The sequence below is a fragment of the Sphingopyxis bauzanensis genome, assembly GCF_002205675.1.
Lineage (GTDB): Bacteria > Pseudomonadota > Alphaproteobacteria > Sphingomonadales > Sphingomonadaceae > Sphingopyxis > Sphingopyxis bauzanensis.
Genome location: NZ_NISK01000001.1, coordinates 919,538 through 942,711, shown reverse-complemented (window position 1 = coordinate 942,711; position 23,174 = coordinate 919,538). Strand labels below are relative to the sequence as shown.

Genomic DNA, 23,174 nt, shown 5'->3' with positions numbered 1-23,174 from the left:
GTAACTGTCAGGTCGGCTGGGCCGTTATTTTTTTTCGCCAGCAACCAGCCAGGGCAATATCGTTTCGACCGGCAACCGCTCGATGGTGCCGCGATGCCCCTCGACGGTCTTTCCGGCGAACAGCGAGTTGACGACCGCTTCCTCGGTTGCTTCGGCAACCGCCTGAAACAGTAGCGACACCGCCTCGTTGCGCAGATCGGCGATTTGCACCATCGCCACGCTGCCCTCTTCGCGGCGCACCGCGGGGCTGGTCGAAAAAGCAATCGCATAGTCGCCCGATCCGTTGGAAAAGGACGATCCGGTCCGGCCGATGCCGATGAACGCCCGCTCGGCAATGCGGCGCAGGTTGCGATCGGACAGCGGCGCGTCGGTGGCGATCACCACGACGACCGAGCCATCCGCGGTGTCACGATCGCCGCGCTCGGCGAAGGCGTGGCGGCCCAGTTTGATACCGACCGGCACCCCGGCAATGTTGAGGACGCCGCCGTAGTTGCTCTGGACCAGCACCCCCAGGGTCCATCCTCCCTGCGAACTGGGCAGCCTGCGCGATGCCGTGCCGATCCCGCCTTTAAAACCGAAGGCCACCGTTCCGGTACCCGCGCCGACCGAGCCTTCCTCGACCGCGCCGCCTTTCGCCACTTCGATCGCGCGCCGGGCATCGGCGACGGTGACGCGGCGGCGACGGATGTCGTTGAGGACACCGTCGTTCGTTTCGCCGACGACGGCGTTGACCGATCGGACCGTCTCATTGCCCGGCTGGGTCAGCGTCCATTCGACCGCGCCAGCCGCGGCTTCGGGGACGTTGAGCGTGTTGGTCAGCAGGATAGGCGTCTCGATCTCACCGAGTTCGACGACCTGCGTCGAACCGGCAAACTTCCCGAACGCATTAAAGGCGACAAAACCGGCGGGAACGCGCGAGCGAAAGACGTTGCCGCCGTGCGGCAGGATTGCGGTGACGCCGGTATGGACGTTTTTGCCTTCGTCGATCGTGACGTGGCCAATTTCGACCCCGTCAACATCGGTGATGGCATTGAGCGGGCCGGGAGGAAGGACGCCGATAACCACGCCGGCTTCGCGGGCGCGCTCGGCCGGGGGTGTGGCGGATGCCGCCGCCAGCAGGCCTAGTGCGGCAATCGCCTTGCTCAATATCATCGTTTCCCCCGTGCCGCGCTCATGCCCGAGCGCGTAACCATTAGCGTAAAATCAAAATGCCCGTCCAATGTCTTGTCGGCGAAGACTATGCCTTGTGGGCATGCCCTCGACCGACTGCCTACCTCGCCATTTGATCACGGTCCTCTGGTTGACCCCGCCCCGCTTCGCGAGTTGCGCGACCGGAGTTTGCAATCTCGTCGCCCGTCGCGAGGGGCGCAACGCGTGGGCGCCGCGATACGGTCATCAGTTCGTTAAGCTCGGTTGACCGGCCCCTACCGAGTGGTCCCGGTGGATTGCTAGTGCATTGAAGCCCCCCTGCCCGTGTTGGCCGCAGGGGCGGAACCCGAGGACAAAACTGGCGAGGGAACGGCGTCCGGCGCCGGTGGCCGACGTCCCAGCGAGCTGTGCGGCCGAACGGTGTTGGAATGCCGCCGCCAGGCTTCGATCAGGATCCGGGCCTCGGGGAGCGAGTAGAAGATCTCATGCGCTGGAGCAGCTGGACAAAGCTGCACCGGTCCCGGGGTCGAGGGGCGGTACCTGCGCGCACGCCCCGAGGGCAAGGAGCGCGCCCCCAAACGACAGCCGGGACCCGGTGCAATCTCACAGGGTCAGAACTTCTTCCTGATTTCAATGGCGAACTGGCGGCCGCGCGCACTGTGCAGGTCGCTGTAGAAGCCATAGGTCTCGTCGGCGAGCGGCGGGTCGGTGTCGAACAGGTTGTTGATCGCGAACCGCAGACGGGTTCCGTCGAGCGCGGTGTCGTTATTGATCGTATAGGCAACCGACACGTTCATCGTGAAGACGTCATCGACGGGGAAGAAGTTGGCGTTGGGATCGTCCGATACGATCAGGATGTCGCGAACCACGCTGGTGTCGTAGAACTTGCCGACATAGCTGCCGAACAGGCCGACCGAGACCGGTCCCTTTTCCCAGTTGATCGAACCGCTGGCGCGCCATTTGGGCCGGCCGTCCACCTCAAGGAGTTCGCCAAGCCCGCCGACGGTAACGTCGAGCGGCAGCGTTCCTGCCGCGATCGCATCGACGATTTCCTGTCCATCGGAACCGGCGCTCTGGACGAAGCTGTCGAGCCGTGCGGCGTTCAGCCGGATCCGAAAGTCCCCGGCTCCGAAGTCGGGTACGCGATAGACAAGCCCGAAATCCCACCCTTTCGAAACGCGACTGTCGAGGTTCACGTAGGGGTCGATTACGCGTTCGATCCGGCCCGCCGGGGCCAGGCCGGTTCCCGCGAACAGGGCAATATCGTCGGCTGTCGGCGCCTGGCGGATGACGTTGGGGTTGGTGCTTCCGGCCAGGCGGCGCAGCAGGTCGAGCGCGATGGCGTTGTCATCGCCGAACGTGCCGACGAGGCCGGTCTGCTTGACCCGCCAATAGTCTGCCGTGACCGTCAGGCCGGGCAGGAACCCCGGCTCCAGCACGATGCCAAGATTGATGCTTTCGCTGTCTTCCGGCCGCAGGTTGCGTGCGCCCGAGCGGAAGCTGATCACGCCCGCGCCGGGGCAGGCGGCGAGGCTGGCGATGATGCCCTTCTCGACCTGTGCCTGGCAGACCACGAAGTCGTCCCGGGTGTTCGACCGCGTGGTGCCGTCGTCGTTCACCTGCACCAGGTTGGGTGCGCGGAAACCCTGCGACCAGGCGCCGCGGAACGTGACGCCCGGGATGGTCGTCCACGATGCCGCGATCCGCGGCACCTTGGCGGTTGCGCTGATGTCGGCGAAGCGCTCGATCCGGCCCGCAAGCTGGACATTGAACGCCTCGACCAGCGGAATGTCCATCTCCGGGCTGACCAGGGGAACGAACAGCTCGGTGAATGCCGAATAGACGTTGCGGACGCCGTCCGAATCTGGAGATTCGCTGGTGCCAGCGACGTCGCTGCCGTTAAACACGCCGGTAACGCTGTCGGTGAAGGTGATGGTCCCGTCGATCCGCGGATCGCGGTCGTCGTAGAAGGTCTCACGCCGCCACTCCACGCCGGCGGCAATGCCGACATTACCGCCCGGAAGGGTGAACAGGTCATCGCGGCTGATCTTGAAGTCGGCGAGCGCCAGGCTCGTGCCGCCCTTGCGGAACACGTCGATCCGGAACGGCTCGATCGAGGCGGCCGGGTTGGGCGTGCAATCGCCGAGGCCCGGATCGTCGAGACAGCCGCCGTTGAACGGATTATATGCATCGGGCGTGGTCAGGTTGATCTGACGCTGCATGGCCGTGAGCGAAACCCGGTTGCGTTCAAGGTCGACCGTGTCGGCTTCTGAATAGACGAAGCCCGAGTCGAAGTCCCACGCGCCGAAGTTGCCGCGCAATCCTGCGACGAGCCGGTAGCTTTCTTTCTCGACATCGATGATCCGGTTGCCGACATCGACGAAGCGGTACCGTTCCATGATCAGGTCGGCGCCATCAGCCGCAATCGTGGTGCCCGGCAAACGCTGGGGGTTTGGCTGGCCGTTTCGCGTGATGGGGCCGAACGGGTTGTAATAGGCGTTGCGCGAGATACCGACGGGGACCGCGCTGAGGATTGCCGACGGATCGAAATTCCGTACACTTTCCGACCGATAATAGCTCCCCTCGAAATAAGCCTCGATATTGTCGGTCAGTTCGTAGCTGAGCAGCGCCATCGCATTGTAGCGATCCTTTTTGCTGATCAGGCTGTTGCCGAATATCGTGTTGTAACGAACGGCAGCGACCGGCGTCTCGCCGTTTCGGGCACAGATGCCGCCGCCGAATTGGAGACGGCAGCCGGCGAACGTGCTCGGCTGAAGGTAGAAGTCGTCGTCGGCGATCGGGGTGCGGTTGGAAGGCGCCTGGATATCGAACTGACCGAACGGGCCAAATGTATTGCGGTTGTTGAACGAAGCATCGCCCTCGAAATCGGTCCCCTCGACCAATGGCAGGCGATTGTCGTCCCGCGCGTAATCGCGCGCGGTGACGGGAAGGCCGTTTTCGTGGAAGTAGCTGCCGTACACGGTAAGATTGCCGCGGCCGCCGCCAAAGTCGAACCCGTAGCCGCCGGTCAATGTATAGCTGTACAGGCTCGTCCCGTCGGACATACGGTAGTCGCCTTCGATGAAGCCGCCTTTCATACCACCCCTGAGGACCGTATTGACCACGCCCGCCACGGCATCGGCGCCATAAAGGGCCGACGCGCCATCACGCAGGACCTCGATCCGCCTGACGCTCCCGGGCGCGATCTCGTTGGTGTCGGGAGAGACGACCGGCACCAGCAGTTCGGTCTGGAAGCCGGGGTGCAGGTTCATGCGGCGGCCGTTGATCAGCAAGAGCGTGTTGCCGGTGCCCAGGTCGCGCAGATTGATCGAGCCGACATCGCCGCGCACATTGTTCTGGGTCGTCGCGTTCTGCTCGTTGAAGGCGACGGTCCCCGCCTGCGGGATGGCGCGGAACATCTCGTCGCCCGACGATGCGCCGCTGTTCTCGATCGACTGTTCGTCGATCACGGTCACGGGCAAAACGTCGTTGATCTGCGCGCCCTGGATTTGCGTTCCGGTCACGACGATCTCTGGTTCGGCAACGGGGGCTGAAGCGGTCACGTCCGCAGCACCCGGCTGAGACCCGGCCGCGGCCTGATCCTGAGCCGAGGCGATGGAGGTAGCGAGCAGGCTCGTGCCGCCCAGAAGCGCCAGTCTGACAATGGTTGCGGTGATGCGCATGTTGGTGATCCTCCCGATCATTTCTTTTGGGTAATTGGCTGGGTAATTTGCGTATCGAGCCAGGCGGTGAACAGCGTCGGCCATTGGCTCAGGGTCTGGTCAGGCGTGCCGAGACCCCATCCGTGGCCCCCGGCTGAAAAGATGTGCATCTCGACACTCGCGCCCACCCGGTTGAGCGCCTCGAACAGCGCGATGTTGTGGCCGGGGGGCGTCGTCTGGTCGTCGGCCGAGGAAAACAGGATCATCGGCGGCGCATTCTTCGACGCGTGCGTGTCGAGCGACCACAGTTCCTGTGCGGCGAGGCTCGGCTCGCGGCCGACGATCTCGCGCCTGGTGCGGGTCGTGTCGTATGGCTTGCGCAGCGTGACCACCGGGAAAAGCAGCACGGCGAAGTCTGGCCGCGCGGACGCCGTTTCGAACTTGTCGGTCCCCGCGTAGAACGCCTGGTCGGGCTTCAGCGCAGTATAGCCAGCCAGATGCCCGCCGGCCGAAAATCCCAGGATACCGATGCGGTCGGGGCGGATGCCGAACTCGTCGGCACGATGGCGAACGATCTTCATCGCGCGCTGCGCATCCATGAACGGGGCTGCAGCTTCCCACCCATCGCCCGGCAGGCGGTGGATGAGCTCGAAGACGGTGTAGCCGTTGCGCTGCAGCCATCGCGCCGCGGGTGTGCTTTCCTTCCAAAGCTGGATGCGAAAATACCCGCCCCCGCCGATGACCAGCACCGCCCGGCCATTGGGGTGGTTGGGGCGATAGACCCGCAAGCGCGGGTTAGAAACATTGGACACCGCGCCAAAGCCCGCTCCCTTGCTTCCGATCAGCTCCGGTCCACTGACGTCGCCCTTGCCCGGCGGCTTGCCCGGCCACAGGGGGATTTCCTCGAAATCCTGCGCGTTCAGCGCAGCGCTGCCCAGCAAGGTCGATGCGGCGAGCAGGGTAGCAGCGCCCGAGATCAGTGTGCGGCGGGCGATCATGGCGTCTCTCCGATCGCCGCCGCCACGCCTTCGCTATAGGGCCCGGTGCGTTCGTGATGTTCGATGTCGGCTTCCGGAAGCGGCATCGGGCTGCCCGCCATCGCCGCGGCGAGGCGCTGGGTGTCGAGCGCGTTCTCCCACTTGGCGACCACGATCGTGGCGACCGCATTGCCGATAAAATTGGTGAGTGCGCGGCACTCGCTCATGAACCGGTCGATGCCCAGGATCAGGGCCATGCCGGCCACCGGAACCGAGGGGACGACCGACAGCGTTGCAGCGAGGATGACGAAGCCCGCCCCGGTGACGCCTGCCGCACCCTTTGAGCTGACCATCGCAACCAGCACCAGGGTCAATTGCTCGCCCAAGGACAGATCGATGCCCACGGCCTGCGCAATGAACAGTGCGGCGAGCGTCATGTAGATGTTGGTGCCATCCAGATTGAAGGAATAACCGGTCGGCACCACCAGTCCGACCACCGTCTTGCGACAGCCGGCAATCTCCATTTTCTCCATCAGGCTGGGCAGCGCGGCCTCGGACGAGGAGGTGCCGAGAACGAGCAGCAGCTCCTCGCGCAGATATTTGATGAGGCCGAGGATGGTGAAACCTGCCAGCCTTGCCACGAGACCGAGCACCACGAGCACGAACAGCAGCGAGGTGAGGTAGAATGTCGCGATCAGCGCAGCGAGGCTGGCCAGCGACCCGATTCCGAATTCGCCGATGGTGAAGGCTATCGCCCCGAATGCGCCGATCGGGGCGAACCTCATCAGCATGTGAACGAGCTTGAAGATGACCTGATTGAAGGACCCCATCACGTCGAGCACGAGGTCGCTGTGCGGTCTCGTCGTGGCAATCGCGACACCGGTCAAGATCGCGACCAGCAGCACCTGAAGAATCGATCCGCTGGTCAAAGCGCTGAACAGCGTCGTGGGAATCATGCCCAGCAGGAAGGCCGAAATGGTCTGTTTTTCGGCAGTCTCCGCATATGCCGCAACGGCCGTAGTATCGAGCGAGGCTGGATCGATGTTCAGGCCCGCACCCGGCTGCACCACGTTGGCGACGACCAGCCCGATGACGAGTGCGAGGGTGGAGAAGAACAGGAAATAGACGAACGCCTTGCCGGCGACACTGCCGACGGCCGTCATGTCCTTCATTCCGGCGATGCCGGTCGCAACGGTCAGGAAAATCACCGGGGCGATGATCATCTTGACCAGCGCGATGAAGCCGTCGCCGAGGGGCTTTAACGAGGCGCCGAAAGCGGGATAAAGATGTCCCACCAGCGCCCCGAGCGCGATCGCGCTCAACACCTGGACATAGAGATGCCGATAGAATGGCAATTTGCGAGCGGACACGCTCGTATCGCCAGTGGCCGCTGCCAATCCCATCGCCAATCCTCTCCCACGGCAGCTTTGCCTTACGGGCACTATAAATCGCGATCGAACCGTGTGAAACGTTGGAGGTCTATTTTCAATTGTGATTTATATTCAATGCTTTAATTCAAATTCCCGGTCAGATTTGTGCGGCTTTTCACACATTCAGGTTGCACATTATGCGGAAAACCGCACAATGCTTGGATGGCTGGTTGGACAGACATTATGGTTCGTGATCGCCGTCGCCTGATTCTGCCAGCGGTGGTCGTCATCGTCCTGCTGGTCGGATTAGTTCTGTCCGTCGACCGCGTGATGTACGCGCGCGCCCTTGCCCAGGAAAAGGAGGTTGCGCGCGACGATGCAGCGATCCTCGCCGCCGGTCTCCGAAGCGAACTCGACAAGGTCAGCCTGCTGCCGATCACGCTGGCCGGAGACCTGCAAGTGCGCGAGCTGCTCGAGGGCGATACCAGCCAGACCAGGCAGCTGGATACCCGGTTGGAGAACCTCGCCCGCCAATCGGGTGCCGCGGCCATCTATGTCATGGACAAGAACGGCCTCACCCTTGCGGCGAGCAACTGGAAACAGCCTGCCAGTTTTGTGGGGTCGAACTACGCCTTCCGCCGCTATTTCCGGCAAGCCCTGAACGCAGGAACCTCGACCGAGTTTGCGCTTGGCACAGTCAGCCGCAGGCCGGGGCTGTATATCGCGCACAGGGCAGGTTCGGCGGCCAGCCCGCAAGGCGTCGTCGCCGTCAAGATCGAGTTCGACGCGCTCGAGGCAAGCTGGCGCAAGACAACTGACGGCGTTTATGTCACCGACGGGACCGGTGTCGTGCTTTTGGCAACCGACGCAGGGTGGCGGTTCCGGCTGACCGGAGAAGGCGTCGCCCGCGCGCGCGGCGCCGTGCAGGACGAACAACGCTTCGGCTTGGCCAGACTCGAGCCGCTGGCGATCATGCGGGTTCGAGGCGCGGGTGAGCGTGCGACCGTCGAAGCGCCGCTGTTCGACACCTTGCAGCCGATCTCGCCCGATGGATGGATATTGCACTTGCTGGTCGACCCGGGGCCGCGCGCAGCAGCCGCGGTCGCTAGCGGTAGGCTGGCCGTGGCGCTGGCACTGGCCAGCACGATCGCGCTCGCGTTCGCCTTGTTCTTCGTGCGGCGGCGACGTCAGGCCTTGCAGGAGGAGATGGTCGCCCAGCGCACGCGCACCCTGCGCGATCAACTGTCCCAGGCAAACCGCCTCGCAACGCTGGGTCAGATCTCGGCAGGAGTCGGCCACGAGATCGGGCAACCCGTTGCGGCCATGCGGGTGTTTGCAGAGAATGGCGAGAAGCTCATTGCGCGCGGACGCGCCGAAGAGGCGTCGGCAAATTTCCGCGAGATTGTCGGCCTGGCGGATCGGCTCGGCTTGATCACGGGGGAGCTAAGGCGATTCAGCCGCCGCCAGCCCGGCCCCCGGCGCCTGGTGAGAATCGGCGAGATCGTCGATGGGGCACTCCTTCTGCTCCGCGATCGGATCGTGTCGATGGATGTGGCGCTGCAGATGCCGTCGGCGGATGATCTCGATATAGCCGTTGCCGCCGAGCACGTGCGTCTGGAACAGGTGCTGGTCAATCTGCTCCAGAACGCACTGGACGCCGTCGGCGAAGCTGGCGCGGTTACTATCGAGGTGATCCGCAACGAAAACGATATCCGCGTGCGCCTGTGCGATAGCGGCCCCGGCATCGGCGCCCACGAGGTCGCCCAGCTATTTCAGCCCTTTGCCACCACAAAGCCGGACGGTCTCGGGCTCGGCCTGGTCATTTCGCGCGACATCATGCGCGATCTGGGCGGTGACCTCGTTTTCGAACCCGACGCCAAGCAGACCTGTTTCACCATGATCATTCCCCGGACAAAATGATCGAGGGTAGCATATCGGTCGTCTTCGTCGAGGATGACGACAGGCTGCGGGCGGGCACGGTCCAGGCACTACAGCTGGAGGGGTTTGCCGTGGCGGCGTTTCCGGCCGCGACGGCCGCCTTGCGCGAGATCAATTCCGACTTTGATGGCGTGGTGGTCAGCGATGTTCGCCTGCCTGTCCTCGACGGGATCGAGTTCTTTGCCCGGATTCGCCAAATCGACCCCGATATCCCGGTGATCTTCACCACCGCGCACGGCGACGTGTCGATGGCCGTCAATTCCATGAAGGAAGGCGCGGCGGACTTCTTCACCAAACCCTATGCGATCGAGCGGCTCGCCCGGTCGGTGCGCCAGGCAGCTGACCGGCGCAAGCTGTTGCTGGAGAACCGCCGACTGCGCTCGCAACTCGAAGGCAGCACACGCGCGGGCTGGATGGGATCGTCCGCCGTCGCAAGCCGCACTGAGCGGATCGTGCGCGAAGTGGCGCAGACCGATGCCGACCTGCTGGTCAGCGGTGCGCCGGGCACCGGCAAGAGCCATGTCGCACGCCTGGTGCATGATCTCAGCCCGCGCCGGAATCGTCCGTTCGTCGTCCTCGATCCGGGCGTATTCGCCAACGAGGAAGCCAATGTCCTGGTCTATGGCCGCGATCCGTCAGTTGCGCTGTCGCGATCGGGGATAATCGAGCGGGCAAGTGGCGGGACGCTGGTCATCGAAGCCGTGGAAAATATTCCCGCACGCGACCGGCCGCGTCTGATTAGTCTTGTGGATCACCGGAATTTCATCGCCCTTGGTGCCGACCGCCCCCGGAATGTCGATATCCGGATAATCGGGACCACGACAACACGCCGTGCGGAAGACGATGACGTTCCGGCTCGCGATCGCGGGCTGGAAGACCGGCTGAGCGGCATAACCGTCACATTGCCTCGGCTCTTCGAGAGGCGTGACGACATACCAGAACTCTTCCGCATGTTCGTGGCAGAATTCGAACGCAGTCTCGAACGATCAGCTGCTGATCTCACCGAGGTCGAGTGGCACCATCTCGTCAGCCACGACTGGCCCGGCAATCTGCGCGAATTGCGAACATTTGCGCAGAATTTCGTGCTCGGACTTACGCGCCTGGCGCAACCCGCTACGCAGGGTGCGGAGGGAGCAAGTCTTCATGCTCTGGTCGCAAACTTCGAGCGAACGCTTCTCGAAGATGCGATGCGACGTACTGGCGGAAGCGTCGCCGAAATTCAGCGAAATCTGAATATTCCTCGCAAAACCTTGTACGATAAGCTTGCCAAATACGGGCTTCAGGCGCGCAACTTTCGGTCGTGAACGATCGGCGGCCCGGCGACGATCGAGGCGTCGGCGTCGGGTAGCGTGCTTGTCGGGTTGGGACTGATCAGCGCTGCCGCCGTCGGAGGTTGGGCATTCGCAAGCCCCGAACAGCGAGCCGCCGCTGTATCGACTGCAAAGCAGGTTGCAGTGGCGACCGGCGCCGTGGGGGAGCGCGCGCCGCGGGAGGGCGACCATTGGTCGGGATGCAACGATGCTCGGGCCGCAGGCACCGCTCCAATCCATCGCGGCGAGCCCAGCAATCGAGAAGGCATGGACGGCGATGGCGAGGGCGATGGCATCGCTTGTGAGCGTTACCGTTGGCCGCCGGCCGGAGCGATTATCATAAAATCAAATCCCCACATGCATTGCAGCGGCAGATACTCCGCCCTTTAAGCCCCTGATATGGGACCAATTTTAGTTGGAAATCCAGTCTCTTAGGTTGGAATCGGGCCGACTGTATCGCCGTAACCCGCGGGAATGCGGGGAGCAATTCCCAAGAGCTAAGTTTTGATTTTAAAGGTAAAACTCGGTGGAGGCCCGAGCCGGAATCGAACCGGCGTGCACGGATTTGCAATCCGCTGCGTCACCACTCCGCCATCGGGCCTCATGCCAAGTAACCGCATCCCAGAGGGATGGGCCGGGTGTTGGACGGCGCCGCTAGTGAGGGGGTTTCGCTGCCTTGTCAAGGATTCGCCCGCACACCCGCGCACCCCATGATGCGGGGTTGGCGGCACTCGTGTTGCGAGCTATGCGCGTCTATGCGGACAGAGGCTGTATTACTATTGCAATACAGCATTGGTTGGGCTAGAGCTGCCCGCACAGGTTCATGGCCCCAGGGAATCGGAAAAGGCTGATGGCGACGAAGTTTAGCGAAATCACCGCGGCGGACATGCGCGCTGCCATGATCGACAGCCAGTTGCGCACCAACGACGTCATCGACGCGGCGGTGGTCGGCGCGATGGCGGCGGCGCCGCGCGAAGCGCATGTGCCCGCCCATCTGGCGAGTGTTGCCTATACCGACCGCGCGATTGCGCTGGGCCACGGGCGCGCACTCAACGCGCCGCTGGTCACCGGCCGCATGCTCGTCGCCGCCGCGATCCGCCCCGGCCAGCGGGTGCTGCTGATCGGCAGTGCGACGGGCTATACGGCCGCGGTGCTGGCGCGGCTCGGCGCCGAGGTCCATGCGGTCGAGGAACGGGCCGAGCTGATGGCGATCGCGCAGGCGGCGACCAGCGAAGCGAATATCCATTGGGTCGCCGGAACACTGAGCGCAGGTGCGCCAAACGCTGCCCCGTTCGACCGCATCATCGTGGAAGGCGCGATCGAAACACTGCCCGACACGCTGGTCGGACAGCTGGCCGACGGCGGTCGCCTGGTCACAGCGCGCCCCGACGGCGCGGTGACGCGGCTGGTCCAGGGGGTGAAGGCGGGCGGCACCATCGCGCTGCGCAGCTTTGCTGACATGGACGTCGCGCCGCTACCCGGTTTTGCCGCCCCGGCGGGCTTCACATTCTAAAAGCCACATCCCTCCTTGTTTCAGGCTGACATGACGATGCTCGATACCGATAAGAAACGGCCTCTCCCCCGCGCCCGATGGCTCGCCGGTCTCGCCGTCGGCGCCTTGGCGCTGTCGTCGGCGGCGCACGCCGAAACTTTGCAGGAGGCGCTGGCAAAAGCCTATGAAAACAATCCGACGCTGACCGCGGCGCGCGCCGGACAGCGCGCCAACGACGAAAATGTCCCGATCCAGAAATCGGGCGGCCTGCCCAATGTTGGCGTCGGCGTCGACTATCAGGAAAATCTGGTGCTGCCCGGCAACAGTTTTTTCTCGCCCAAGCGCTTTGTCAGTGTCGGCGGGCAGCTGTCGGTGCCGATCTATCAGGGCGGCGCGGTGCGTAATGCGGTCAAGGCCGCCAAATTTCGCGTGGAGGCGGGTCAGGCCGACCTGCGCGCCACCGAGGCGAGCATTTTTGCCCAGACCGTCGGCGCCTATATGGACGTCATCCGCGATCAGGCGATCGTACAGCTGAACCAGAAGAATGTAGCGGTGCTGCGCACCAATTTGCAGGCGACAAGCGACCGCTTCGAAATCGGCGACCTGACCCGCACCGACGTTGCGCAATCGGAGGCGCGGCTCGCGCTGGCCGAGGGTGATCTTCGGACCGCCGAAGCGAACCTGATTGCCAGCCGGGAATCCTATGTCCGGCTGGTCGGCGAAGCACCGGTTGACCTTGAGCAGCCGCCGCAGTTGCCGAACCTGCCAGCCTCCCCCGACGAAGCCGTCGCGATCGCGCTGACCAGCAATCCCGACATCGAAGCGGCGAATCAGGCGGTTAATGCCAGCCGCGCCGACATCGGCGTCGCGCGCGCGACCCGGCTACCCAAACTCTCAGCGACGACCAGCGGCGGGTACAACAACAACCTGAATTCGGTGAACGATCCGACGTCCGAAAATACCACGAAAAGCGCAGCGGCCGGGCTGTCGCTGACGATCCCGATCTTTCAGGGCGGACGTCCGTCGGCGCAGGTGCGCCAGGCGCAGTCGCGTACCAGCCAGGCGATCGAAAATTACGTCGAGGTTGAACGCAGCGTCATCGCCCAGACCCGCGGCGCCTATGCCGCCTGGCGCGCAAACGAGCAGATCATCGCCGCGACGCAGCAGGCCGTGAGCGCCAACGGCCTGTCGCTGGAGGGCGTGCGCGCCGAAAACAGCGTCGGCACGCGTTCGATCCTCGACATTTTGAATGCCGAACAGGAATATCTGAACACCCAGGTCCAGCTGGTGTCGGCGCAGCGTAACAGCTATGTCGCCGCCTTCTCGGTGCTCGCCGCGATGGGCAAGGCCGAAGCGCGCGATCTGGGGATCGAGGGCGGCGCGCTTTATGACCCTGAGGTCAATTACCAGCGCGTCCAAGGCCAGATCTTCGACTGGGCCGACGACCCAGCGCCGCAGCAGCAGGCGACCGACACCCGCGCCGTCCCGGCGGCAACCGCCAGCGTTCCGGTTGGACCGCCCGCACTGCCGCGACAATAAAGCTTGGCAAAACTCGCCCCAAATCGGTAAGAGCATAGTTAACCATCCGGTAATCGCGGTGGTTTAGGGGGTTGGTTATGGGCGATATGTCGCGGGAACCATCGATGGAAGATATATTGTCGTCGATCAGGCGCGTGATCGCACGCGATGAAGCCCCCGGTGCGGCGCGCGAAATCACGCCCGCGGTCGCCGAAGATATTCTCGATCTGCACGACGAAGAAGATGACGGCGCCGAAGCTGCGCCCGCGGCTGACGAACTGGTTTCCGAAGCCAGCGCCGATGCGGCGCGCCAATCACTCGAGGCGTTAACCGCCGCGATCGCACCCGCAGTTGCCGCCGCGACGGTTGCGGCGCCTGCCGCTGCGGGCCGCACGATGGAGGACGTCGTGCTCGACGCGCTGCGCCCGATGCTGAAAGACTGGCTCGACAGCAATTTGCCGTCGCTGGTCGAAGCGATGGTAGCGAAGGAAATCGGCCGGATTACCGGGCGGCGGATTTGATCTCATAATCCTCCCGGTGGCGAAGCCATGGGGAGGTGGCAGCGCCCTTCGACTGCCTTGCCGGCGCTCGTGATAAACTGCGCCGGAGGCGCAGCGCTGACGGAGGGGCTTTGGCGCGAAGGTTGCGGCCCCGCCACCATTCGCTTCGCGAACGGTCCCTCCCCATCGCTGCGCGAAAGGGAGGAGCTACCCCGCCCAATCCTCGAGCAAGTAACGCGCGATCGCCAGTGGCGGCGGGGCCAGAAACGGCGCGCCCATGTCGCCCGCGAGCGCGGCGCGCACCTCGGCCTTGTCGACCCACATCGCCGCCTCGATCTCGGTGGTGTCGAGGGTCAGCGCCGGATCGGTCGCGACGGCGCGGCAGCCGATCATCAGGGACGACGGGAAGGGCCAGGGCTGGCTCGCCACATAGGTTACGTCGGAAACGCGGATGCCTGCCTCTTCGAACAATTCGCGCGCCACCGCCTCCTCCAGCGATTCGCCGGGCTCGACGAACCCCGCCAGCGCCGAGAAGAAGCCGGGCGGAAACCCGCCCTGCCGTCCGATCAGCACCCGCCCATCGCATTCGGCAAGCATGATGACGACCGGATCGACGCGCGGGAAATGTTCGGCATTGCAGCTGCCGCAGCGACGCCCCCAACCGGCGCGGAACACCTCGGTCGGCGTACCGCATACGGCGCAGAAACGATGCCGCGCGTGCCAGTCGACCAGACTGCGCGCGCCGCCGTACAACGCCACTTCCTCGGCCGACAGCAGCGGCAGCAGGCGCATGACGGTGCGCGAGCGTGCGTCGATGCGCGCCCCGGGTGCGGCTTCGCGGACAAAATGGGGGATACCGGCATCGTCGAGGCCGAGCAGCATCAGCGCGCGGTCATCGGCAGGATCGAGCGGTTCCCAGCACAACCCACCGCCCTCGCCCGGCACACAATCGATCCCGTCGAGCAGCAAGCAGCGCGCGCGCGGGTCGGCCCGCGCCGCGCCAAAGCGGGCGGAATCGCTGCGCAGTTGGTCGGCGCGGTCGAGCCGCGCGCCGGTAAAGCCCAGCGGCAACGGCATCAGGCCATCACGTCCTTGAAGAAGGTCTCGCCGAACTTCTCCTGAAACGGCAGCGCGCCCGACGGCATATATTGCGCATAGGCCGCGGCGCGATAACCCAGCCCGCGGTGGACAAAGCCGATCGTTCCGGCGGCGCCCGCCCAGCCAAAAATGCCGGCGCCGCCCGGCGAACTCGGCAGCGACACGCGCCCGCCCGCACCAAAGCCCTGACCGTCGATAAAGGTCCCTTTGCGGTTCACGCTGTCATCAATCAGGTTTGACATCGCGAGCCGTGCCGTTTCCACTTTCATCACGCGTTTCCCGCCGGTCGCACCCTCGCCGAGCAGCATCGCGAGGAAACGGTCATAATCACGCGCACTCGACACCAGCCCGCCGCCGCCGAACGGATAGGGCGGCGGATCGAGATAAATCGAGCTGGTCGCCGGATCGAACGGAATCAGCGCACCGCCATAGGGTGCATAGTTGGTGGTAAAGCGTCCCACGTCTTTGGCACCGACCTGGAAACTCGTGCTGGTCATGCCGAGCGGATCGAACAGCCGCGCTTTCAGGAACGCGTCGAACGGCTGCCCGGCAGCAACCTCGATCACCCGGCCGAGCAGGTCGAGGCTGATCGAATAGCTCCACTGGGTGCCGGGTTCATAGATCAGCGGCAGCGCAGCGAGGCGGTCGGCCATCGCCGCCAGACTGGGCGCGGGCGTCACCGGCGCCATGCCGGGGATCGGCAAACGGCTCGCCGAACCGCCGACGATACCGGCATCGTCATAGGCCTTTTTGATCGGCCCCTTCTGGATGATATTATAGCCGAGCCCTGCGGTATGGGTGAGCAGGTGTCGCACGGTAATCTGGGTGTTCGCCGGACGCAGGTCGGTGATCGACCCGTCTGGGGTGTTCTGGACCTGCATCCGGGCAAAGCCTGGCAGGAAATCGGCGATCGGCTGGTCGAGCTTCATCTTGCCGTCTTCGATCAGCAGCATCGCCGCGATGCCCGTCACTGGCTTGGTCATCGAATAGAGCCGCCACAGTGTGTCGGGACCGACCGGCACGGGGTCGCTCAGCGATTGCACCCCGGCGCCGAAAAATTCGGCCGTTCCCTGCCCCTTGCCGATCGCGGCGAGGGTACCGGCGAGTTCGCGGCGGTCGACGAAGCCTTTGATGAATGCGTGGGTCGCGGGGTAAAGCTGCGCCCCGCTTTCCCTGAATGCGAACGCAGCGCGCGGCAGGAGCGCGGCACTGCCACCCAGCGCCAGACCACCGAGCAGCGCGCGGCGCGAAACCATCATGTTCATCCGTCTCTCTCCAGCATCTTGTCGATCAATTTGCGATAGAGCGTCGGCAGCCCCGCCGCGTCAAGGTCTGAGATCGGCCACCATTCGCCTTCCGCTGCGGCATCGTGGGATTCGCGATGCACGAGTTTCAGCGTCAGATCGAAATGGGTGAAGCCATGATTGACCTCTGCGACGCCCGACTCGGTCGGGCGGGTATCGGTCCAGTCACCGCCGGGCAGCGCGCGCATCCCGCCGAGCATGCCTTTGCCGGGGCGGCGGACAAGCCAGACCCGCTCCTCACGGACGATCCAGTGCGCCAGCCCGTGGCGGCGCGGCTTGGCTTTCTTCGGCGGTTTGACCGGCAGCCGCTCGATATCGGGTCGCCCGCGCGCGCGGCAGTCGGCCATCAGCGGACAGATTGCGCAGACGGGGCTGCGCGGGGTGCAAATCGTCGCGCCAAGGTCCATCAGCGCCTGTGCGAAATCGCCCGGTCGATCCTGCGGTACCAGCGGCATCAGCGCTGCGCGAATTTCGCGCTTGGCGAGTGGCAGCGGGGTCGCGATCAGGCGGTGGCGCGCCATGACTCTTTCGATATTGGCATCGACGACGACCGCCGGTCGGCCAAACGCGATCGCAGCGACAGACGCCGCAGTATAGTCGCCGATCCCCGGCAGCGCGCGCAAAGCCGCCTCGCTCTCGGGAAAGCGCCCGCCATGCTCCGCGACCACGGCGCGCGCGCAGGCGAGCAGATTGCGGGCGCGGGCATAATAGCCCAGCCCGGCCCACGCGGCCATGACATCGGCATCCTCGGCCGCCGCCAGATCGGCGACCGTCGGCCAGCATTCGGTAAAGCGCGCAAAATAGCCCGCGACCGCGGCGACCGTCGTCTGCTGCAACATGACCTCGGCCAGCCAGATGCGATAGGGATCGGGCACAGCGTCGCTGCCCGGCGCAATCCGCCACGGCAGCACCCGCGCCGAGGCGTCGTACCACGCCAGGACGCGCGGCGCGAAGTCGCGAACGATATGCTCATCGATGTCGGAAGTCTGGACGCTCACCCCCCGTCTATGGCATGGCACCCGCGATGACGAAAGACAGCGGTGACGGCCCGCCCGCCAAAAAGGCGGCGGCGAAGGCAGGGGCGAAAAAGCCCAAGGCGCCGGTGCGCGTCTATGAACGCCCGCGCGGCGGCGAGGCGCGCGCGATCTCCGACCTTGTCCCCGAAATCGGCCGCGCCGCCTTTCGTAAATTCGGATTTATCCAGAGCTCGGTTGTCAGTCGCTGGCGCGAGATTGTCGGCGACCGGCTTGCCGACGTCACCCAGCCCGCGATGATCCGCTTTCCGGTCGGCGCCAAGGCGGGCGGGACGCTGCACCTGACGATCAGCGGCGCGCACGCCCCGATGCTGCAACATGTCGCGCCCGACATCATCGCCGCGGTCAACCGCTTCTTTGGCTATGCCGCGGTCGCGCAGGTGCGGATGACCCACGGTCACGTCACACCGGCGGCGCCCGTTCAGCCACCAGCCATGCTCAAACCCGTACCCGCCGAGCTGGGGGACAGCCTGCGCGACATCGGCGACCCGGAACTGCGCACCGTGCTCGAACGCATGGCGGCGGGACTCGCCGCCGCGCCCAAATTGCCCCGGATCAGTTGAAGAAAGACCCGCTGCAGATGGCCGCATTTGACGATTCCTCGCTCGATCGCCGCACCGCCATCCTCGCGCTGTCGGGCGCCGCGCTGACGCTGATCGCCGCGACGCCAGCCAAAGCTGCGCTCTGGTCATCGAAGGTGACAACCAGCCCGATCGGCGCCCATGTCGTCGGCAACCCGGCAGCCAAGGTTCGGCTGGTCGAATATTTCAGCTACACGTGCCACGTCTGCGCCGACTTCGCGAACTTGGGCTCGGCACCGCTGAAGACGCAGTATATCGACCGCGGCCTTGTCCTGTTCGAATATCGCAATCTGGTGCGCGACCCGGTCGATATGACCGCGGCGCTGCTCGCCCGCTGTGGCGGACCCGCCGCGTTCGCGCGCAACCATCAGGCGATCTTTACCGCTTTCGACACCTGGATGGCCAAGGTGACAAAGGCCGCCGACGCGCAGAAAACAAGCTGGTTTGAAGGCACCACCGCCCAACGCGCGCGCAAGATCGCCGCTGACACCGGGCTCGCCGCGCTGATGCGCGCACGCGGTTATACGCAGGCGCAACTCGACGCCGCGCTCGACAGCGAGGTTGCGCAGGCCGAACTCACCGGGATGACCAATATCGGGCGCCGCGCCGATCGCGTCGGCGGCACCCCGACATTTTTCATCAACGGCCGCAACGCCGAAGCCGTCGCCTGGCCGGCACTCAAATCGAAACTCGACCTCGCGATCAAGGGATCGTAAAAGCCTGTCTATCTTGTTTCCGGAGAACAGCACATCATGACCGCATCGCTTCGTATCGCCCTTCTCTCTTCGCTTGGCGCGCTCGCCCTGGCCGGTTGCGGCGGCGGTGCCAGCGACACCAGCAAGGAACAGGATGTCGTCGCCAAGGTGACGGCCCCTGCGGGCAAAAGCTGGTCGCAGGTCGTCAGCTTCGACGGCGACGGCGTGGTGATGGGCAACCCCGAAGCACCGATCAAACTCGAAGAATTCGGCGCCTTTACCTGCGGCCATTGTGCGCAGTTTACGAAGGATTCGCACGAAGAGCTTAAGCGCGACTTCGTCGATACCGGCCGCGTGTCGTACAAGTTGACCCCGTTCATGCTACATCCGGTCGACGCGATCGCGGGCGCGATCGCGAAATGCGCTGGCCCCGACCGCTTTTTCCCGCTCGCCGACGCGACTTTCCTCGAACATGAAGCCTTCATTGCCGGGGCGCAGAAGCCGCAGCCGGGGATTGAAGCGGCGATGCAGTTGCCCCCCGAACAGCGCTTTACCGCGCTCGCCAAGGGTTGGGGCATCGATCAATTCTACCAGCAGCGCGGCGTCCCCGCCGCGACGATCCAGGCGTGCCTGAGCAAAGTCGACAATGTGTCGGCGATCGAAAAGGGCACCAACGCGGGGGTCGAGAAATATCAGATCACCGGCACCCCGACGTTCGTGCTCAACGGCCAGGTCGTCGAAGGCATCAACACCTGGGGTCCGCTCCGCGACCGCCTGCGCACAATGGGCGCACGCTGACGCAATCGAAATCCTCTCCGTCGCGAAGCGATGGGGAGGGGGCCGCTTGCGAAGCAAGTGGCGGAGGGGCATTGCGAGCGTGCGCCACAAGCCCCTCCGTCAGCGCTGCGCCTCCGGCGCAGTTTATCCTAAGCGCCTGCAAGGCAGCCGAAGGGCGCTGCCAACTCCCCATGCCTGCGGCACAGGGAGGAATATTGACCCCCTTGCGACTCCCCCGCCCGCGCGGCATGACGGCTGCTTGGGGGGATATGTGACAGCAGCGTTGCAACATCCGCGATTCGACAAACTGCACGGGGTACCCTTGTGCAGATAAAACGCCTGCGCCTCACCGGTTTCAAATCCTTCGTCGAACCCACCGAACTGCGTATCGAGCCCGGGCTGACCGGCGTCGTCGGGCCGAACGGCTGCGGCAAGTCGAACCTGCTCGAAGCGATTCGCTGGGTGATGGGCGAATCCAGCCCCAAATCGATGCGCGGCGGCGGCATGGAAGACGTCATCTTCGCCGGCACCGCAACGCGACCGGCGCGCGATTTTGCCGAGGTCGCGCTCCATTGCGACACCGAAGGCGCACTCGTCGCGGGGCTCTCCGATGGCGGCGACGGCGACGATCTGGAAGTTATCCGCCGTATCGAACGGGGTACCGGATCAGCCTATCGCGCCAATGGCCGCGACGTGCGCGCCAAGGACGTCGCATTGATCTTTGCCGATGCCGCGACCGGCGCGCACAGCCCGGCGCTAGTCAGCCAGGGCAAGATCGCCAACGTCATCGCCGCCAAGCCGACCGACCGCCGCGCGATGCTGGAGGAAGCCGCCGGGATCGCCGGACTACATGTCCGCCGCAAGGACGCCGAACAGAAATTACGCGCAACCGAAACCAATCTGACGCGCCTGTCCGAAATCACCGCCGACATGGAAGTGCGCGCCAATGCGCTGCGGCGGCAGGCGCGCGCGGCGGAGAAATACAAGAAGCTGAGCGACGAGATCCGCATTGCCGAAGGGCGGCTGATCTATGCGCGCTGGCGCGACGCCGCAGCCGCCGCCGATCAGGCGCGTCGCGACAGTGATGCGGCCGAGGCGGCGGTCAAGACCGCCCAACACGAACTGGAAACCGTCTCCGCCGCGCAGACCGAGGTCGCGACCCGCGTCGCCGCTGCCCGACAAGACGCGCAGGCACAGCGCGACGCGCTCGCCGAAGTGACCGCGACGCAGGTCCGGCTGCAGGGCGAGGAGCGCGCCGCGCACCAACGCCTCGACGATCTGGCGGCGCAGCAGACGCGCCTCGCGGATGACCGGGGCCGCGAAGGCGAACTGGCCCGCGAAGCGCATGGCGCGCTGACCGCGCTCGATACCGAGACCAAATCGCTGGCGCAGGCCATCGCCGCGCACGACGCGGGCAAGGCGGCGCTCGCCGACGCCAACCTCGCGGCGCAGGTCCGGCTCCGCGATGCCGAGGTAGCGCTGGCGCAGGCGCGCGCAAAAGCGGCGAGCGAGGCCGCCGATCGCCGCATCGCGGTATCGGCCCGCGACAGCGCCGACGCCGCGGTCCGCCGGATTGCTGCCGACAAGGCGCGCATCGATGCCGAAATCGCCGCGCTGGGCAACGGCAGCACGCTAGCGGCGACCCATGCTGACAGCGTGAAGGCCGCCGAAGCCGCCGAAGCCGCGATCGCCGCCGCCGAAACCATGCTGCAAAATGCCGAAGCCGACCGCGAAGCGACCGCCGCCGATCTCGCCGGGGTCGAAGCCGGACTGGCCGAAGCGCGCACCGCGCTGGCCGCGCTCGACGGCGAGGCCGCGACGCTCGAACGCGCGCTGGCCGCCGGACGCCGCGACGAGGACCGCATCCTTGACCAGCTGCGCGTCGCGCCGGGCTATGAGGCCGCGCTCGCCGCCGCCTTGGGCGACGATCTCGATGCCGGGACCGACGGAGGCGCAGCGCGCAGTTGGGGCGGCGCCGAGACGCTAACCGATGACCCCGCGCTGCCGACCGACACCCAGCCGCTCGCCCGTTTCGTGACAGCGCCTGCCGCACTCGCCCGCCGTCTCGCGCAAGTCGCGGTCGCCGACATCGACGGCGGCCAGCCGCTTGCAGTCGGCCAGCGGCTCGTCACGATGGGCGGCGTGATGCGCCGCTGGGACGGTTTTGTCGCGCGCGGTGACGGCGCCACCGCGACCGAACGGCTGCAACGCCAGAACCGCCTCGAGGCGCTGGCGGCGCAGCGCCCGCAGGTAGAGCTGGGCGCGCAGGAAATGCGCGACCGCCGCGATGCCGCCGCTGCTAAAGCCGCCGAACTGACCGAAGCCGCCGCCGCTGCACGGAAAGCACTGGCGCAGGCGGACGAAACGCGTCGCACCGCGCTGCGTGCCGCCGACCAGGCGCAGGCGGCGTTGGACCGGCATCGCGACGCCGCAGCGCTGTTCGACCGGCGGCTCGGCGAGATCGCTGCCGCGGCGAAGGAAGCCGCCGATGCGCAGGCGGCGCAGGAAGCGGCGATCGCGGCGCTGCCCGACGACAGCATCGCGCGCGCCGCGCTCGATGCTGAGGAGCAGACCGCCGAACGCGCGCGAGGCGACGCCAACAGCGCCCGCGAAGCGCTGACCGCGCACGAACGTAGCCTCGCGAGCCTGAGCGAACGGCAGGCGGTCGTGACCGCCGAAATCAGGAGCTGGAAAGCGCGCGCGGGCGAAGCCGCGCGCCGCGTCACCGAGATGGACAAGCGCGCTGACGCGCTGGCCGCCGAAGCCGCGAAACTCGCTGACGTCCCGGCCAAGCTCGCCGAACAGCGCGCCGCTGCCGAAGCGCAGCAGGCGGCGCTGCGCGACAAGGTCGCCGCTGCCGAAGCACAGGAGCGCGCCGCTGAAGCCGCGTTGCGCGAGGCCGAGACCGCACTCAGCGCGATCCGCGAGCGCGTCGCCGCGGCGCGCGAAACCCGCGCCGGGGCGATCGCGCGGTCCGAAAATGCCGAGCTGCGCCGGATCGAGATGGGCCGTCTGTCGGGCGAACGCTTCGAATGTCCGCCGCCATTGCTACCGCAAAAGGCCGGGTTTGACGGCGAGAGCGTGTCCGATGCGGGACAGGAATCAGCGCAGCATGACCGGCTGATCGCCGACCGCGAGCGGCTCGGCCCGGTCAACCTGGTCGCCGCCGACGAGCTGATCGAACTCGACACAGAGCGCGAAAAAAGCGCCGCCGAGATCGAGGAATTGACGCAGGCCGTCCACCGGCTGCGCGGGTCGATCGGCAACCTCAACCGCGAAGGCCGCGTCCGCCTGCTCGCGGCGTTCGAGACCGTTAACGGCCACTTCCAGCGGCTGTTCACGACGCTGTTCGACGGTGGACAGGCGCATCTCGAACTCGTCGATTCAGACGACCCGCTGGAGGCCGGACTCGAAATCATGGCGCAGCCACCGGGCAAACGCCTCGGCACGCTCACCCTGTTATCGGGGGGCGAGCAGGCGCTGACCGCGGTCGCGCTGATCTTCGGCCTGTTCCTGACCAACCCAGCGCCGATCTGCGTCCTCGACGAAGTCGACGCACCGCTCGACGACGCCAATATCGAGCGCTTCTGCGACCTGCTCGACCGCATGACGCGCGAAACCAACACCCGCTATCTGATCGTTACCCACAATGCGGTGACGATGGCGCGCATGCACCGGCTGTTCGGGGTGACGATGATCGAAAAGGGCGTCAGCCGCCTGGTGTCGGTCGACCTGGGCGCGGCCGAGGAATTGCTCGCGGCGGAATGAG

General features: G+C 65.5%; 17 protein-coding genes, 1 tRNA gene and 1 pseudogene. 10 read left to right on the top strand and 9 right to left on the bottom strand.

The window, feature by feature from the left end; all coding sequences use genetic code 11:
• Positions 1-24: 24 nt before the first annotated feature.
• The 5 genes and pseudogenes from CDQ92_RS04620 to CDQ92_RS04600 all read right to left on the bottom strand — a co-directional run bounded on the left by CDQ92_RS04620 (position 25) and on the right by CDQ92_RS04600 (position 7,191).
• Positions 25-1,152 (bottom strand): DmpA family aminopeptidase, encoded by a 1,128-nt coding sequence (locus CDQ92_RS04620; RefSeq protein ID WP_088440162.1) that lies wholly within the window; start codon positions 1,150-1,152, stop codon positions 25-27.
• A 296-nt stretch (positions 1,153-1,448) separates the two neighbouring features.
• A pseudogene (locus tag CDQ92_RS04615) lies at positions 1,449-1,634 on the bottom strand (integrase core domain-containing protein); the annotation flags it as partial.
• Positions 1,635-1,760: 126 nt separating this feature from the next.
• Entirely contained in the window at positions 1,761-4,832 is a 3,072-nt protein-coding gene (locus tag CDQ92_RS04610; RefSeq protein ID WP_088440577.1) for a TonB-dependent receptor domain-containing protein, read from the bottom strand.
• A gap of 17 nt (positions 4,833-4,849) precedes the next feature.
• Positions 4,850-5,752 (bottom strand): alpha/beta hydrolase, encoded by a 903-nt coding sequence (locus CDQ92_RS04605; protein WP_229666997.1) that lies wholly within the window; start codon positions 5,750-5,752, stop codon positions 4,850-4,852.
• A gap of 53 nt (positions 5,753-5,805) precedes the next feature.
• Positions 5,806-7,191, bottom strand: a complete 1,386-nt coding sequence (locus tag CDQ92_RS04600; protein ID WP_088440160.1) for a dicarboxylate/amino acid:cation symporter — start codon at positions 7,189-7,191, stop codon at positions 5,806-5,808.
• Between the two features lie 210 nt (positions 7,192-7,401).
• Between CDQ92_RS04600 and CDQ92_RS04595 the strand changes: the two genes are divergently transcribed.
• From CDQ92_RS04595 to CDQ92_RS21795, 3 genes are read left to right on the top strand one after another with little or no spacing between them, the layout of a single operon-like run.
• Positions 7,402-9,078 carry a sensor histidine kinase gene (locus CDQ92_RS04595; RefSeq protein ID WP_158213762.1) on the top strand — a complete coding sequence of 559 codons (1,677 nt, stop codon included), beginning with the start codon at positions 7,402-7,404 and terminating at the stop codon, positions 9,076-9,078.
• Positions 9,075-10,400: a sigma-54-dependent transcriptional regulator gene (locus CDQ92_RS04590; protein ID WP_088440158.1), complete on the top strand. Its 1,326-nt coding sequence runs from the start codon at positions 9,075-9,077 to the stop codon at positions 10,398-10,400. Before CDQ92_RS04595 ends, CDQ92_RS04590 begins: the two co-directional genes overlap by 4 nt.
• A 45-nt stretch (positions 10,401-10,445) precedes the next feature.
• The gene (locus CDQ92_RS21795) at positions 10,446-10,796 is read left to right on the top strand and encodes an excalibur calcium-binding domain-containing protein (RefSeq protein ID WP_308423571.1); all 351 of its coding nucleotides are present in this window, start codon (positions 10,446-10,448) and stop codon (positions 10,794-10,796) included.
• 137 nt (positions 10,797-10,933) lie between these two features.
• On the opposite strand, the gene CDQ92_RS04580 is transcribed toward CDQ92_RS21795, so the two are convergent.
• Positions 10,934-11,007, bottom strand: a tRNA-Cys gene (locus CDQ92_RS04580).
• Positions 11,008-11,256: 249 nt separating this feature from the next.
• On the opposite strand from CDQ92_RS04580, the gene CDQ92_RS04575 reads away from it, so the two are divergent.
• From CDQ92_RS04575 to CDQ92_RS04565, 3 genes are all read left to right on the top strand, one after another.
• The gene (locus CDQ92_RS04575; protein ID WP_088440156.1) at positions 11,257-11,919 is read left to right on the top strand and encodes a protein-L-isoaspartate O-methyltransferase family protein; all 663 of its coding nucleotides are present in this window, start codon (positions 11,257-11,259) and stop codon (positions 11,917-11,919) included.
• 36 nt (positions 11,920-11,955) lie between these two features.
• The gene (locus CDQ92_RS04570; protein WP_088440576.1) at positions 11,956-13,437 is read left to right on the top strand and encodes a TolC family outer membrane protein; all 1,482 of its coding nucleotides are present in this window, start codon (positions 11,956-11,958) and stop codon (positions 13,435-13,437) included.
• 104 nt (positions 13,438-13,541) lie between these two features.
• Positions 13,542-13,937: a DUF2497 domain-containing protein gene (locus CDQ92_RS04565; protein ID WP_373289572.1), complete on the top strand. Its 396-nt coding sequence runs from the start codon at positions 13,542-13,544 to the stop codon at positions 13,935-13,937.
• A gap of 186 nt (positions 13,938-14,123) precedes the next feature.
• On the opposite strand, the gene nudC is transcribed toward CDQ92_RS04565, so the two are convergent.
• The 3 genes from nudC to CDQ92_RS04550 are packed head-to-tail and all read right to left on the bottom strand — an operon-like array spanning position 14,124 to position 17,316.
• Positions 14,124-14,993: an NAD(+) diphosphatase gene (gene nudC, locus CDQ92_RS04560; RefSeq protein WP_088440154.1), complete on the bottom strand. Its 870-nt coding sequence runs from the start codon at positions 14,991-14,993 to the stop codon at positions 14,124-14,126.
• Complete coding sequence (locus CDQ92_RS04555; protein WP_088440153.1) at positions 14,993-16,279, bottom strand: serine hydrolase domain-containing protein; 1,287 nt, start codon at positions 16,277-16,279, stop codon at positions 14,993-14,995. The genes nudC and CDQ92_RS04555 overlap by 1 nt, the downstream gene beginning before the upstream one ends.
• Positions 16,276-17,316, bottom strand: a complete 1,041-nt coding sequence (locus CDQ92_RS04550) for an A/G-specific adenine glycosylase (protein WP_229666996.1) — start codon at positions 17,314-17,316, stop codon at positions 16,276-16,278. The genes CDQ92_RS04555 and CDQ92_RS04550 overlap by 4 nt, the downstream gene beginning before the upstream one ends.
• 26 nt (positions 17,317-17,342) lie before the next feature.
• Between CDQ92_RS04550 and CDQ92_RS04545 the strand changes: the two genes are divergently transcribed.
• From CDQ92_RS04545 to smc, 4 genes are all read left to right on the top strand, one after another.
• Positions 17,343-17,915 (top strand): DUF721 domain-containing protein, encoded by a 573-nt coding sequence (locus CDQ92_RS04545; protein ID WP_373289571.1) that lies wholly within the window; start codon positions 17,343-17,345, stop codon positions 17,913-17,915.
• A 17-nt stretch (positions 17,916-17,932) separates the two neighbouring features.
• Positions 17,933-18,649 carry a thioredoxin domain-containing protein gene (locus CDQ92_RS04540; RefSeq protein ID WP_088440574.1) on the top strand — a complete coding sequence of 239 codons (717 nt, stop codon included), beginning with the start codon at positions 17,933-17,935 and terminating at the stop codon, positions 18,647-18,649.
• A gap of 36 nt (positions 18,650-18,685) precedes the next feature.
• A complete protein-coding gene (locus CDQ92_RS04535) occupies positions 18,686-19,426 on the top strand; it encodes a thioredoxin domain-containing protein (protein ID WP_088440151.1) in 741 nt (246 codons plus the stop codon).
• A gap of 303 nt (positions 19,427-19,729) precedes the next feature.
• Positions 19,730-23,173, top strand: coding sequence for a chromosome segregation protein SMC (smc, locus tag CDQ92_RS04530; protein WP_088440150.1), 3,444 nt, complete (start codon positions 19,730-19,732; stop codon positions 23,171-23,173).
• Position 23,174: the final 1 nt, after the last annotated feature.

Bases quoted from the DNA above. Each gene is read 5' to 3' on its own strand.
- CDQ92_RS04545 (WP_373289571.1), top strand. From the start codon at position 17,343: ATGACGAAAGACAGCGGTGACGGCCCGCCCGCCAAAAAGGCGGCGGCG.
- CDQ92_RS04590 (WP_088440158.1), top strand. From the start codon at position 9,075: ATGATCGAGGGTAGCATATCGGTCGTCTTCGTCGAGGATGACGACAGG.
- CDQ92_RS04595 (WP_158213762.1), top strand. From the start codon at position 7,402: ATGGTTCGTGATCGCCGTCGCCTGATTCTGCCAGCGGTGGTCGTCATC.
- CDQ92_RS04565 (WP_373289572.1), top strand. From the start codon at position 13,542: ATGGAAGATATATTGTCGTCGATCAGGCGCGTGATCGCACGCGATGAA.
- CDQ92_RS04610 (WP_088440577.1), bottom strand. From the start codon at position 4,832: ATGCGCATCACCGCAACCATTGTCAGACTGGCGCTTCTGGGCGGCACG.
- CDQ92_RS04570 (WP_088440576.1), top strand. From the start codon at position 11,956: ATGCTCGATACCGATAAGAAACGGCCTCTCCCCCGCGCCCGATGGCTC.
- CDQ92_RS04535 (WP_088440151.1), top strand. From the start codon at position 18,686: ATGACCGCATCGCTTCGTATCGCCCTTCTCTCTTCGCTTGGCGCGCTC.
- nudC (WP_088440154.1), bottom strand. From the start codon at position 14,993: ATGCCGTTGCCGCTGGGCTTTACCGGCGCGCGGCTCGACCGCGCCGAC.
- CDQ92_RS04600 (WP_088440160.1), bottom strand. From the start codon at position 7,191: ATGGGATTGGCAGCGGCCACTGGCGATACGAGCGTGTCCGCTCGCAAA.
- CDQ92_RS04575 (WP_088440156.1), top strand. From the start codon at position 11,257: ATGGCGACGAAGTTTAGCGAAATCACCGCGGCGGACATGCGCGCTGCC.
- CDQ92_RS04540 (WP_088440574.1), top strand. From the start codon at position 17,933: ATGGCCGCATTTGACGATTCCTCGCTCGATCGCCGCACCGCCATCCTC.
- CDQ92_RS04555 (WP_088440153.1), bottom strand. From the start codon at position 16,279: ATGAACATGATGGTTTCGCGCCGCGCGCTGCTCGGTGGTCTGGCGCTG.
- CDQ92_RS04620 (WP_088440162.1), bottom strand. From the start codon at position 1,152: ATGATATTGAGCAAGGCGATTGCCGCACTAGGCCTGCTGGCGGCGGCA.